Annotated in this window: 9 protein-coding genes; 3 read left to right on the top strand and 6 right to left on the bottom strand. The window is 68.4% G+C overall.

Annotated features, from left to right (window positions below):
• Positions 1 to 35: 35 nt before the first annotated feature.
• The 5 genes from ACERIM_RS01575 to ACERIM_RS01555 form a co-directional block, all read right to left on the bottom strand.
• Positions 36 to 1,361, bottom strand: coding sequence for a PQQ-binding-like beta-propeller repeat protein (locus ACERIM_RS01575; protein ID WP_373630895.1), 1,326 nt, complete (start codon positions 1,359 to 1,361; stop codon positions 36 to 38).
• A 127-nt stretch (positions 1,362 to 1,488) separates the two neighbouring features.
• Entirely contained in the window at positions 1,489 to 2,142 is a 654-nt protein-coding gene (locus tag ACERIM_RS01570) for a MaoC family dehydratase (RefSeq protein WP_373630894.1), read from the bottom strand.
• 147 nt (positions 2,143 to 2,289) lie between these two features.
• The gene (locus ACERIM_RS01565) at positions 2,290 to 3,114 is read right to left on the bottom strand and encodes an alpha/beta fold hydrolase (protein ID WP_373630892.1); all 825 of its coding nucleotides are present in this window, start codon (positions 3,112 to 3,114) and stop codon (positions 2,290 to 2,292) included.
• A 111-nt stretch (positions 3,115 to 3,225) separates the two neighbouring features.
• Positions 3,226 to 4,779, bottom strand: coding sequence for a uracil-xanthine permease family protein (locus ACERIM_RS01560; RefSeq protein ID WP_373630890.1), 1,554 nt, complete (start codon positions 4,777 to 4,779; stop codon positions 3,226 to 3,228).
• Between the two features lie 100 nt (positions 4,780 to 4,879).
• Positions 4,880 to 7,105, bottom strand: a complete 2,226-nt coding sequence (locus tag ACERIM_RS01555) for a VWA domain-containing protein (protein ID WP_373630888.1) — start codon at positions 7,103 to 7,105, stop codon at positions 4,880 to 4,882.
• Positions 7,106 to 7,139: 34 nt separating this feature from the next.
• Between ACERIM_RS01555 and cobN the strand changes: the two genes are divergently transcribed.
• The 3 genes from cobN to ACERIM_RS01540 all read left to right on the top strand — a co-directional run bounded on the left by cobN (position 7,140) and on the right by ACERIM_RS01540 (position 12,628).
• Positions 7,140 to 11,030 carry a cobaltochelatase subunit CobN gene (gene cobN, locus ACERIM_RS01550; protein WP_373630887.1) on the top strand — a complete coding sequence of 1,297 codons (3,891 nt, stop codon included), beginning with the start codon at positions 7,140 to 7,142 and terminating at the stop codon, positions 11,028 to 11,030.
• Positions 11,031 to 11,093: 63 nt separating this feature from the next.
• Positions 11,094 to 11,840: a precorrin-8X methylmutase gene (locus ACERIM_RS01545; RefSeq protein ID WP_373630886.1), complete on the top strand. Its 747-nt coding sequence runs from the start codon at positions 11,094 to 11,096 to the stop codon at positions 11,838 to 11,840.
• Positions 11,837 to 12,628, top strand: coding sequence for a cobalt-precorrin-7 (C(5))-methyltransferase (locus tag ACERIM_RS01540; protein WP_373630884.1), 792 nt, complete (start codon positions 11,837 to 11,839; stop codon positions 12,626 to 12,628). Before ACERIM_RS01545 ends, ACERIM_RS01540 begins: the two co-directional genes overlap by 4 nt.
• 59 nt (positions 12,629 to 12,687) lie before the next feature.
• Here the strand turns inward: ACERIM_RS01540 and ACERIM_RS01535 are convergent, their stop codons facing one another.
• A complete protein-coding gene (locus ACERIM_RS01535) occupies positions 12,688 to 12,909 on the bottom strand; it encodes a hypothetical protein (RefSeq protein ID WP_006649062.1) in 222 nt (73 codons plus the stop codon).
• Positions 12,910 to 12,921 lie beyond the last annotated feature (12 nt).

The raw sequence follows: 12,921 nt of genomic DNA, 5'->3' as shown, positions 1-12,921 counted from the left end.
TCGCGGTCCCACCGGGATCGGTACAGCAAACCGTATCACTCGGCGGCGACGAGCTTGTAGCCGCCGCCGTCGGTGTCGGTCTCTCCGCCGTCCTCCGGGTCCGGGTTCGGTGCCCGTTCGGCGTAATAGATGGCCCCGTCGATGACCCGCGGCGTACTCGTGACTACGCCGTCGTTGTCGACCTCCCAGACGAGATCGCCGCTGCGTTTCTCGAGCGCGTAGAGGCCGCCGTCCTTCGAGCCGACGAGGACGCGATCGTCGTAGACCGTCGGACAGCCGGTGATCGGGCGGTCGGTCGGGAACGACCAGTGGCGGTCACCCGAGGCCGCGTCGAGCGCGTACAGGTTCCCGTCGTGGCTGCCGACGAAGACCGTGTCGAGCGTCGGGTCGATCGCGGGACCGGACATCACCAGACTGCCGGTCTCGAACGACCAGTCCTCGCTGCCGTCCTCGAGGTTCACCCGATACACGTGGTGATCCCACGAGCCGAAGTACGCGCCGCCGTCGTAGGTCGCGATCGGGCCCTTGATCTCGCCGTCGTTGTCGTTGCTCTCGGTCTCGAACGACCATTCGAACTCGGGGTCGGGGTACGACCAGCCATAGAGGATGCCGTCGTTCGACCCGCAGACGAGGCGGCCGGCCTCGAGGTCGACGGCGGGCGTCGAGTGTGGGTGGTCGGTCGGCCGGCCCTCGGGGTCCTCCCAGACGATCTCGCCGTCTTCCGCGTTCACGACGAAGGTACTCCCTTCCGGATGGGGGTATTCGACCGCCATGACGAGTCGACCGTCGTGATAGAGCGGGCTCGAGCCGATGGAACCGCCGAGTTTCGTCTCCCAGTCGACGTCGCCGGTCTCGGCGTCGACGGCGTAGAGGACGCCGTCGTACGCGCCAACGTAGACTCGGCCGTCGGCGACCGCCGGCGTCCCGTGGATTCCTCGGGCATCGGGTCCGGTGTCGGTCCCGGTTCGCCATCGCTCCTCGCCGTCTGCGTCGAGCGCCACGAGATAGCCGGTGTCGCCCGGAAAGACGACGCCGCCGTCGGGAAGGGGGGCGGCACTGGCCTTGGCCGCGCTGTGGGTGCCCGTGTTGAGTCGGTCGAGCCGCCAGTCCTGCTCGACGGCGTCGGGAACCGACGCGTCCGGATAGTAGCCCCACCGCTCGAGCGAGCGTCTGAACTGGGCGACGCCGTCCGGTACGGTCCCTTCGCGATCGGTCTCCGTCTCGGGAATCAGGTCGTCTTCGCCGTCGCCGAGACAGCCCGCGAGTGCGATCGTCGCCGCCGTCGCGCCTCCGACCGTCCGCAGTACTCGGCGCCGTCCGTACGTGCGGTGGTCGCGGGCGGGGTGCGAGTCGTCAGTCATCGTCCCGACGCTTGCGCTCGAGCGATACAGGTTTTGTGTTAGCAAACGTATCGATCGAGCTATCGGGCGATGCCGATCGTCCGTCACGTCCCGCCGGGAGACGCCACCGTCGATGCGTCGGACCCGACTACTCGTCGGGATGGTCGTTGATGATGACGACGGCCTCGCCGTCGATGACGGGGTCGTCATCCTCGTCGACGACCGTCGTGTGCAGGCGGTAGCGATCGCCCCCGAGGTCCTCGACGATCTCGCACTCGGCGGTGACCGTCTCGCCGATCTCGACCGGGCCGGTGAACTCGAGGTTCTGCGAGAGATAGACGGTCAGTCCGGGGAGCCGGGCCAGTGCGGCGCTGATCGTCCCGGCGACGAGGGTCCCGTGGGCGATCCGGCCGCCGAACTGGGTGTCGTCGGCAAACTCGCTCTCGAGGTGGAGTCGGTTGGTATCGCCGGAGACCTGCGCGAAGGCAGTGACGTCGGTGTCGGCGATCGGCTTGCTAAAGCGGACGTAGTCGCCGACACCGAGCGAGTCGTGATCGTCGGTCGAGCGCTCCATGACCCAGGCCTCGTCGCCGAACGTGACCTCGGCGGCGGCGGTTTCGACCGTCGTGCCCGCGGTCGGTCGCGCCGCGTCCGAACCGGCCGTGGGCCGAAAGCCCATCGCGGCCAGCAATGCGTTGTTCGCCTCTCGGTAGCTGTTGAGAACGTGTCTCGAGACGCTGGACCAGTGGTCGTCCGGCGGGGCGGAGCGAGCGTCGTCGACGTCCGAAGGGTGACTACTCATTGGTTTGGATAGCAGGGGTCCGATCGGTCGGTCGGTCGATTCCGGACGTACCTAGAACGGAGATCCCCTTCGGGGTATCGCCAAAGTACGTTGGGAAACCGGCGCCGACAGTGGAGGCCGTCGACGTGGCGTCCCGACCGATCGAACCTACGCGGCGGGAATGAACTCGGCCGTCGCCGCGTTGAACGCACCCGAGCGGTCCTGATTGACGAGGTGGCCCGAGTCGGACAGCAACAGGCGCTCGCCGTCGGTGACTGCCGAGACGATCTGTTCCCCCTGTCGTTTGACGAGCGGGGCCTCCTGGTCGCCGTGGACCACGAGCGTCGGAATCTCGAGGCCGGTCAGTGCGGGCGGGTCGTACCGGTAGAGCGCGTCGAAGATCTTGCGGAACTCGCCGGTGGGGATCTCGCCGGCAGCGTCGATCGCCGCGGCCCTGGTTTCGGCGTCGACCGACAGCCACTGCTCGCCGGTCGTCGCCCGAATCGAGTACAGCATCGACCGGAAGGTCCCCGCCGAACCGGAGACCGACAGCGTCGCCGACAGGGCCGGCAGCGGCGACCAGAACGACTTCAGGCCGCCGGGGATCTCGACCGGCGGCATCGAGCGGACCGCGCCGCCGAGAACCGCCGCCCTCGCGCCGTCGGGATGGCGGTCCATGTACTCCTGGACGACCATCGACCCCAGCGAGAGCCCACAGAGGACCGGCCGCTCGATCTCGAGGGCGGCGAGCAAGGCCTCGAGATCGTCGGTGAAGAGTTCGATCGAGTACTCGTCGACGTCGGTCGCGCCGGTCCGGCCGTGGCCCCGAACGTCGAGCGTGACGACGCGGTAGTCCTCGGCGAAGCGCTCGATCTGGGGGGCCCAGGCGTCGCCGGTCATCCAGCCGCCGTGGATGAACACCAGCGGGTCGCCGTCGGTCACACCCGTCGTTTCGTACCAGATCTCCCCGTCTGCGAGTCGGAGTTCCGCCATGCATCCCATTGGGGCTCGGCAGCTATTAGAACGCCGGGTTGCGTTGGCACGGGCTGTGAACGGGGTCCAAAACCGGGAAAACGGTGAGCGGTCAGTCCGCGGACGGACGGATCAGTCGTCGTCGCGGGCGAGCCAGCGGTCCCGGAACGATTCGAAGTCGGCGTCGTCCTCGGTGATGCGGTCCCACGCCGCGAGCCCGCGTTCCTCACGGGAACCCGGGATGGTGTTGTCCAAGATGAGTGCGGCGAGGCCGCCGACGGCCATGCCCGTCGAGCCGATGATGTAGACGGTGTCGACGACGGCCTGTGCGGCGGCTTCGATCGGCGTCGCGACGCCCGCCTCTGCGAGGAAGGCCTCGAGGCCGACGACCTCGCGGAACGCGATCGTACTCTCGAAGTTGCCCATGTAGGCCGGGATCGCCAGCCCGACGAACAGGGCGAAGCCGATGACGAAGGTGTTGCGCGAGGAGTCGAGATCGACGTGGCGCAAGTTCGAGATCCCGACGGCGACGATCTGGCCGAACATGGCGATGAAGAGGCCGCCGACGATCGGGTCCGGAATGGTCGCGATCAGCTGGCCGAAGTAGCCGACGAAGCCGACGACGAGCATGACCGCGGCCCCGAGCTGGACGACGTACCGCGAGGCGACGCCGGTCAGCCCGATCGCGCCGATGTTCTCGGAGTAGGAGGTCGAGCCCCCGGTACCCATGATGCCCGAGAAGACGTTCATCAGCCCCTCCATGCCGATACCGTGGTTGATCCGGCGCTCGCTGGGCGCGCCCGAGCCGGTGATGTTGGCCACCGCGTAGTAGTCGCCGATGCTCTCGACGATCGAGGCCAGCACGCCGGCGAACATCCCGACGACGAACGCGGTCGTCACCTGTGGCATGCCCCACTGGAAGGGGTAGATCGGCAGCAGCGGCCGCGTGTTCGCGACCTGACCGAGGTCGACGTAGCCCGGATGGCTCCCGCCGATGATACCGGCGACCGACAGCGTGGCCGCGGCAACCCAGGCGATGACCAGTGCCAGAATAACGGGATACAGGCGGAACGCCTTGTGTTTGACGTCGAGATACTGCGAGAACAGCAGGATGAGGCCGAGCGTGAGTCCGAGCAGCCACCAGCTCTGATCGGGCGTCGTGATCTGGGGCGCGTTGAACAGCGAGAGCCCGATCAGGGCGATCGTCGGGGCGACGACGACCGGCGAGAGGAACCGGCGGAGTTTCCCGACCAGTCCGAAATAGCCCATCGCGACCTCGACGATCGCGGCGACGATGATCGCCCCCTGTAACTGCACCAGTGCGGTCTCCCAGCCCGACCCGCCCGAGACGCCGCCGGCGGTGACGACGCCGACGATCGCCAGCGCCGGCGCGAGCATCGAGAACGGCGCGCCCTGCACGATCGGATACCGGTTCCCGAACGTCGTCTGGGCCAGCGTCGCGATCCCCGAGACCACGAAGAAGGTCCCGACGAACCGCGCGGTCACGTCCGGCGGCATCCCCATCGCCCCGGCCAGTATCAGCGGGACCGCGATGTTCGCGCCGACCATCGTCAGGTAGTGCTGGATCCCCAGCACCACCGACTCGCCCAGCGGCGGCTGTTCGTCGATTCCGTATTCGATATCGTCGCCGACGGCCTCGTCGGCGACTGCCTCGTCCCCCGTCATCGATTCTCGTCGGATAACGCGCGAGGGGGGGGAAAGGGGTGTTGATCTCCGCCCCGTCGTGGGTCGGTGTCCCGTCCCGCTTTCGGCGTTGCGTTTCTCCCTACCGCTGCGTCTCGTCGGCCGCCGTCTCCGCGGCGGCACGGATCGTTTCGACCGACAGCGACTCGAGATCGACCAGCTCTCCCTCGGTTTCGCCGGCGACCAGTTCCGAGAGCCCGGCCCGAGAGTCGTCCCCCGCGTCGACGACGACCACCTGCGTGTCGCCGTCGGCGAGGGCGCGAGCGGCCTGCCGCGTCGCCTCGGTGGGACTCCCGTCGGCGACGTTCGCCCGGCCGTCCGTGACGAGGACGACCACCGAGGCGTCGGTGTCGGCCCGCTCGAGGACGCGACGTGAGGTCTCGAGGCCGGCCGGCAGCGGCGTCCGGTCGCCGGAGGGGAGGTCCTTGAGGTGGCGGGCGGCCAGCGAGACGCTGTCTGTCGGCGGGAGCAAGACGTCGGCGTCCTCGCCGGCGAAGGCGACGAACGCGACCCGATCGCGGTGTTCGTAGCTGTCACGCAACAGCTCGAGGACGACGCCCTTCGCAGTTCGCATCGCCGGCCGCATCGAGGCGCTGGCGTCGACGGCGAAGACGATCGTCACCGAGGTGTCGCCGGTGCGGACCGACTGCCGGAGGTCGTCCTCACCGACGCGGGACTCGCCGCGGGCGGCGGCCGACCGGACCGACGCCGCGGCGTCGATCGACCCCCCGCTCGAGGCTGGTTCGGTGCGGACGCGAGCGCCTCGATTGGCCGTACTCGGAGCCGTGTTCGCGCGCGATCCGGTCGCGGCCGCCGTCTCGCCGCCGTCGACGGTCGGCGACTCGAGGTCGGGCGCGGCCGCCTCGCCGATTTCGGCCCGCTGCTGTCCGGGCACGAGCGGCTGGGCGGTTTCGTCGTCCCCGTCGTCCGGCGACTCCTCCGAATCCGACTCCCCGTCGCTCGAGCCGTCGTCGGACCCGCCGTCGCCGGCTTCGGCGGGCGACTGGTTCGCCGATTCGGGTCGCTCGCCGTCGTCGGGGCGGCGCTCGGGCCCGTCGTCAGTGTCGGCGCTGTCCTCGTCGTTGCCCCCTTCTTCGTCGTTTTCCTCACCGTCTCCGCCGTCGCTCCCGTTCCCGCTTCCCTCACCGCGATCACCGCCTTCGTCCCCATCGCCGGGTTCGGACTCGGCGTCGCCGTCCTCGCTGTCCGCCTCTTCCGTGCCGTCACCGTCGTCCGCGTCGCTCTCGGCGTCGCTGTCTTCCGCGTCTGGAGACTCCTCGTCGAACCGGTCCTCGAGCAGATCATCGAGGTCGGGTTCGTCCTCGAAGGGCGTACTCCGGAGGCGATGGGGGAGCGCGTAGGTCGCCGCCTCGTGGACGTCGGACTCGATCACCGTCTCGCGGCCCTCGAGCGCCGCGATGGTCATCGCGGTCCGGGCGGTGGCCACGTCGCCCCGGTGGCCGTCGACGCCGGCCTCGAGACAGAGGTCGGCGATCTCGGCCTTGAAATCGGTCGGGAGGTCGACCCGCGAGAGGCGCTCTCGAGCCGCGGCCAGGTCGTCGCGCAGGGCGTCGACCGCGTCGGCGTACTCGGATCGCGGATCGGACGCGCCGCCGTCGGCCTCGAGCGCGCGGTCGATGATCTCGACGCGGTCGTCGATCTCCCGGCAGCCCTCGACGCTGGCCTGCAGCGCGAAGCGGTCCCGCAACTGCGGTCGCAGATCGCCTTCCTCGGGGTTCATCGTGCCGATCAGGGTGAACTCGGCGGGGTGGGAGACGCTGATCCCGTCGCGCTCGACGGTGTTGACGCCGCTTGCGGCGGCGTCTAAGATGACGTCCACGAGGTGATCGTCGAGCAGATTAACTTCGTCGACGTAGAGGATCCCCCGGTGGGCGCGGGCCAGCAGGCCGGGGTCGAAGTCGGCCTCGCCCGCCAGCGCGTCCTCGACCGAGAGGGTGCCGACGACCCGATCTCGAGTCGCGCCCAGCGGCAGCGTCACGAGCGGAACGGGCCGGGTTTCGACCGGCAGATCGTCGGCATCGCGGTCGCGACAGTCGGCACACTGCTGGTCGGGGTCGTCGGGCGAACAGCCGTACGGGCAGTCGGCGACGGCTCGCTGTTCGGGCAGCAGATCGACGAGCGCCCGGACGGCGGTCGACTTCGCGGTGCCTTTCTCGCCGACGATCAGGGCCCCGTCGAGGCCGTCGTTGGCCGCGACGGTGAGCAACACGCGCTTCAACTCGTCCTGTCCGACGATCGCCGGAAAGGGGAGTGACGACAGCTTTTTGCCCCCGGCGTTTGCAACCATACTTGAGCTAATACAACAGAGGTTTAAAAACACGATGACACGCATCGGGATCTATACCGCGACGGAGAACGAACTCGGCTCGATCGGGCGGGCCGCCGAGCGCCTCGAGGACATCGACCTCGTGGTGCGCTCGGAGAGCGACCTCGACGAGGAGGCCGACGTCGAGTCGTTCGTCGACGAATTGGACGACGCCGCGGCGGCGATCTTCTGGCTGCACGGGGCCGAAGACAGCATGCCGGGCTACGACTACGCGACGGACGCGCTCGCGGAGGCGGGCGTCCCGCTGATCGTCAAGGCGACCGGCGACGCCTTCGCCTTCGAGGACACGACGGTCTCGGACGATCATCGAGACCGGGTCTACGACTACCTCGAGAAGGGCGGCACGATCAACGTCGCGAACCTCTGTCGGTTCCTCGCCGCCGAGTACGAGGGCCGCGATATCGAGTTCGACGAGCCCACCGAACTCCCCACGGAGGGGGTCTACCACCCTGACCATCCGGGGATCGAGTACGAGGAACTTCTCGAGACCCACGATCCGGACAAGCCGACGGTCGCGGTCTGGTTCTACGAGTCCCACTGGACCCACGAGAACACCAGATACGTGGACGCACAGGTCCGGGCGCTCGAGGCACAGGGGGCAAACGCCCTGCCGATCTTCTGTAACCCCGCGACCGACACCGACGAGCAGGAAGACGCGGAGTGGGTGACCGACAACTGGCTCGTCGATGACAACGGCCAGTCTACCGTCGACGCCGTCCTCTCTTCGTTCATGTTCTCGCTCTCGATGGACGAGCGCGGCCGCAGCGCCGACGACGAGGGCTCGAGCGCGGAGGACGTCTTCCTCGATCGTCTCGGCGTGCCGGTTCTCCAGACGGTCACCACGATGCGCTCGCGGTCGCGCTACGAGTCCAGCGACACGGGCGTGATGGGCTTCGAACTCGCGCTCTCGGTCGCGCTGCCGGAGTTCGACGGCAACGTCATCACCCATCCGATTTCGGGCAAGGAACGGACCGACGACGAGGCCGGTATCGGCTCCGCGCCGAAACACCACTTCCCGATCGAGGACCGGATCGATCACGCGACCCGGCTCGCGGTCAACTGGGCCGAACTGCGCCACACGCCGAACGAGGACAAGCAAGTCGCCGTCGTCCTCCACAACTACCCGCCGAGCGACGACGGGATCGGCACCGCGTTCGGCCTCGACAGTCCCGAATCGACCGTCAACCTGCTCGAGGAACTCGAGGCCCGCGGCTACGATCTCGGCGACGACATGCCGGACAGCGGGCAGTCCCTCGTCGAGAAACTGACCGCCCAACTCACGCTCGAGGACCGGTGGGTCGCCCCCGAAGACGTCCGTGATCTCTCGGTCGACGTGGTCTCGCCGGACACCTACGCGGAGTGGTTCGCCGACACCGACGAGCGCTTTCAGGAGAACATCATCGAGGAGTGGGGCGAGGTCCCCGACCGCCCGTTCGCGATTCCGGGTGTCGAGTTCGGGAACGTCCTCGTCACCGTTCAACCCCCGCGCGGGTTCGGGATGGACCCCTCGAAGGTCTACCACGACTCCGACCTGCAGCCGCCACACGACTACTTCGCGTTCTACGGCTGGCTCCGGAACACGTTCGAGACCGACGCGGTGGTCCATCTCGGGACCCACGGCAGCCTCGAGTGGCTCCCCGGCAAGACCGTCGGCCTGAACGGCGAGAGCGCGCCCGACCAGTTGATCGACGACATCCCGAACGTCTACCCCTACATCGTCAACAACCCCGGCGAGGGGACCCAGGCCAAACGCCGCTCCTATGCCGCCATCGTGGACTACCTGACGCCCGTGATGCGCAACGCCGGGACGTACGACGAACTCTCGGAACTCGAGGAACTCGCGAACCAGTACCGCGAGGCCGGGATGGAAGACGCCCGCGCCGACGACGGCCAGCACCTCGAGGACCTCATGCGCGAGAAGGTCGCGGAACTCGACCTCGCCGTCGAGTTGGGGATCGAGGGCACCATCGACGAGCAGGCCGAGGTCCGCGGTCCGGACGAAGCCGGCTCGACCCTCGCGGAGGGCGAGGTTTCGGGCGACGAGGTCGACATCGACGAACTCGTCGAGCGGATCCACGAGTACCTCACCGACGTCAAGACGACCCAGATCCGGCTCGGGCTCCATACGATGTCCGAGCCGCCGGCCGACGAACGGCTAGTGGAGTACCTCGTTGCCCTCACGCGCCTCGAGAACCCCGGCGCGCCGAGCCTGCGCGAGAGCGTGGCCGGCGTCCTGGGCGTCGACTACGAGAAAATGCTGAACGCGCCCGGCGAGTACGACGAGGCGCTGGGAATGACCTACGCCGAGGCCGCCGACGAGGTCTACGAGACGAGCGTCGCGTTGATCGAAACACTCGCCGAACACGACTTCGACGTGCCCGAGTCGGAACTCGAGGGCGGGCCGGACGACGAGGTCAATATGAACCTGCTCGTCGTCGACCTCGAGACGATCGGCGACGCACGGGCCAAATCCCGCGCCCACGACGACCTCCGGAAGGCGCTGGCCTACGTCTGCGAGGAGGCCCAACCCCGCGTGCAGGGGGCCGAAGACGAGATCCCCCGCACCGCGGACGCCCTCTCGGGCGAGTACATCCCGCCGGGCGGCTCCGGTGCGCCGACCCGCGGCGGCGTCGACCTGCTGCCGACGGCGCGGAACTTCTACACGCTCGATCCGCGCAAGGTGCCCGCGAAGGCCGCTTGGCAGGTCGGCAGCGAGGTCGCGGAGGGCGTCCTCGAGCGCCACTACGACGAGAACGACGAGTACCCCGAGGAGATCGGCGTCGTCGCGTGGGGGACCCCGACCGTCCGCACTCGCGGCGAGACGATCGCCCAGGTGCTGGCCATGATGGGCGTCGAACCGCAGTGGACCGATGCCGGCCGCATCGATGACGTCGAGCCGATCCCGCTCGAGGACCTCGACCGGCCGCGAGTCGACGTGACGACCCGCGTCTCCGGGCTCTTCCGCGACGCCTTCCCGGCCGCGGCGGGGGTTATCCACGACGCCGTCGACGCGGTCGTCGACCTCGACGAGCCCCACGAGATGAATTACGTCAAAAAGCACGTCGAGGAAGAGCAGGCGGAACTCGAGGAAGAAGAGGGCCTCGACGAATCGGACGCCCGCAAGGCTGCCAAACACCGCGTCTTCACGACCCGGCCCGGCGGCTACGGTGCCGGGACGAACAAGGCCGTCGACGAGGGCAACTGGGACGACCGCTCCGACCTCGCCTCCGTCTACGTCCAGTGGGGCGGCTACGCCATGGGCTCGAGAGGGCGCGTCTCCGACGCCCACGACGCGTTCGAACGTCGCCTCTCGTCCGTCGACGCGACGGTCAAGATCGAGGACACGATGGAGCAAGACGAGTTCGACTCCTCGGACTGGTACGCCTTCCACGGCGGCTTCATCTCCGCCGTCTCGGAAATATCGGGCGCGGAGCCGGCCTCCTACGTCGGTGACTCCTCGGACCCGGACAACGTCGACGTCTACACGAACGAGGAGAAGGTCCGCAAGGCCATGCGCTCGCGGGTCCTGAACCCCGACTGGCTCGAGTCCATGGAGGACCACGGCTACAAGGGCGCGGGCGACCTCTCGACGACGGTCGACGTGACGTTGGGCTGGGACGCCACGACAGGCGTCGTCAGCGACACCCTCTGGGAGGAGGTCGCCGAGAAGTTCGCCTTCGACGAGGACCGGCAGGACTGGATGCGCGACGTGAACCCGTGGGCCCTCGAGTCGATCACGGACACGCTGCTCGAGGCCGTCGAACGCGATCTGTGGGATGCCGACGACGAGACGGTCGACCGCCTGCGCGATCTGAACCTCGAGGTCGAGGGTGACCTCGAGGCACGGACGACCAACGAGGCCGTGGGGGCGGCGACTGATGACTGACGAACCGATGACCGATCGAGGTCGACCGACGAACGATAGCAGCCACGATGAGTGTGATACGCAATGACTGATCAGGAGTTCGAGGAGGAGTACGCCGATCTGGGAGCAACGACACAGAACGCCATGGACATCGCCGAGACGAGCCTCGATATCGTCAGGCAGTTCACGCCGGACGAGACGCTGGCCGATCGCGTCCGCCAGAAGTCGGTCCACTCGATGGGCGACATCGAGTTCCAGCACCTCGTCGAGTTCACCGGCGGCGACGACCTCGGCGACGACGAGGACGCGCCAGTTCGGGCCGGCGCGCGGGCCGTCCTCGAGGAGGCCGATATCTTCACCGATATCACGATGGTGAAAGCCGGCATCACGGGCCGGGGCCACGACTGCGAGGTCTCCAAGGCCATCGGTCACGGCAAGGAACTCGCCGCCGAGACCGGGATGACCCGGACCGCCGCGGCGATGCTCGAACTCGACAAGGAAGACGCCTTCGAGGGATCGATCGTCACGATCGGGAACGCGCCGACGGCGGCGCTGGCGCTGGCCGACTGTATCGAGCAGGGGACCCGACCGGCGGTCGTCGTCGCGAACCCGGTCGGCTTCGTCAAGGCCGAGGAGAGCCGCGGGCGGATCCGCGAGGTCAGCGAGGAGTTCGGCGTCCCGGCGATCACCCACGTCGGTCGTCGCGGCGGGAGCGGCCTCGCCGCCGCGCTGACGAACGAACTGATCCACGTCGCGAAGGACGTCCGGACCGACGAGATCGACCTCGAGATCGACGCCGAGACGCGGGCCGAAACCGGCGAGAACCGATGAGCGGCGAGTACGACCTCGACGCGGGACCGGATCCGGCGACGTTCGCCGCCGGAGCGGCGGAGCCGGACATCGATGAAGCTGCCGACGATCCGGTCTACGCCGTCGGCGTCGGCCCCGGGAATCAGGAGTGTCTCACTCCGCGGGGCGAGCGCGCGATCCGCGAGGCCGACGTCGTCGTCGGCTTCACGACCGTCGTCGAGTTCGTCGCGGACCTGACCGACGCCGACCTGCTGACCTGCGGCTACAAGGACGAGGCCGAGGCCCTCGAGACGTTCGGCGAGCGCGTCGCGGCCGGCGAGTCCGGGACTGCCGTCGCGATGGGCGACCCGAACCACTCGGGGTATCAGTTCGTCGGGAAGGTGCAGGATACGGTGGAGCGACACGATTCTACGATCCCAGTTCGCGTCGTTCCCGGCATCTCCTCGATCCAACTGGCCGCCAGCCGCGCCCGGACGCCCATGGAGGACACCGAGTTCGTCACGCTGCACAAAAGCGGCGACCTCGAGTCGGACATGGACCGCCTCGCGGCCGCGGCAACGACCGACGAGCGACATCTGCTCGTCCTCCCCCGACCGTACGACCGGATGCCCGGCGATCTCGCTGCCTTCCTGCTCGAGGAAGGGGCCGACCCCGACCTCGAGGCGCTGGTCTGTGAGAAGCTGACCCACGACGCGGAGGAGATCCACCGGTTCACGCTCGAGGAGTTGGCGGACCACGCCGGCGGAGACGGGACGGAGGACACCCCGTTCTCCGATCTGGTCGTCCTCGCGGTACGGCAGCCGGTTTAACGGTCCCGCTGCGTTCTCATCGCGAACCGAGCGGGCCCGAGACGGGGGCCGTCGCGATCTCAGTCCTCTTCCCAGTAGAACAGTTCCTCCCGCGGTGCCAGGCAGTCGGGACACGCCTCCGGCAACTCGTCTTCGAACCGTCCCATCTCGCCGCAGGACCCGCAGCGCCACATGGTGTATCCGCGTCTCTCGGGCTCCCGGGCCTCGCCGATCGGGAGTTCGGTCTCGTTTTTGTTCCGCAGCTCGTCCGCGATCGACGGCTGGTCGGTTTCGGGCCTCATCACGGTCGTGAC

Origin of the sequence: Natrinema sp. H-ect1 (genome assembly GCF_041821105.1) — an archaeon.
Lineage (GTDB): Archaea > Halobacteriota > Halobacteria > Halobacteriales > Natrialbaceae > Natrinema > Natrinema thermotolerans.
The sequence above is the reverse complement of the archived record's forward strand: the minus strand, read 5'-3'. Positions and strand labels throughout refer to the sequence as shown.

What these genes read in the sequence shown, in the direction of transcription:
- ACERIM_RS01575 (WP_373630895.1), bottom strand. Translation starts at nt 1,361, where the DNA reads ATGACTGACGACTCGCACCCCGCCCGCGACCACCGCACGTACGGACGG.
- ACERIM_RS01570 (WP_373630894.1), bottom strand. Translation starts at nt 2,142, where the DNA reads ATGAGTAGTCACCCTTCGGACGTCGACGACGCTCGCTCCGCCCCGCCG.
- ACERIM_RS01565 (WP_373630892.1), bottom strand. Translation starts at nt 3,114, where the DNA reads ATGGCGGAACTCCGACTCGCAGACGGGGAGATCTGGTACGAAACGACG.
- ACERIM_RS01560 (WP_373630890.1), bottom strand. Translation starts at nt 4,779, where the DNA reads ATGACGGGGGACGAGGCAGTCGCCGACGAGGCCGTCGGCGACGATATC.
- ACERIM_RS01555 (WP_373630888.1), bottom strand. Translation starts at nt 7,105, where the DNA reads ATGGTTGCAAACGCCGGGGGCAAAAAGCTGTCGTCACTCCCCTTTCCG.
- cobN (WP_373630887.1), top strand. Translation starts at nt 7,140, where the DNA reads ATGACACGCATCGGGATCTATACCGCGACGGAGAACGAACTCGGCTCG.
- ACERIM_RS01545 (WP_373630886.1), top strand. Translation starts at nt 11,094, where the DNA reads ATGACTGATCAGGAGTTCGAGGAGGAGTACGCCGATCTGGGAGCAACG.
- ACERIM_RS01540 (WP_373630884.1), top strand. Translation starts at nt 11,837, where the DNA reads ATGAGCGGCGAGTACGACCTCGACGCGGGACCGGATCCGGCGACGTTC.
- ACERIM_RS01535 (WP_006649062.1), bottom strand. Translation starts at nt 12,909, where the DNA reads ATGAGGCCCGAAACCGACCAGCCGTCGATCGCGGACGAGCTGCGGAAC.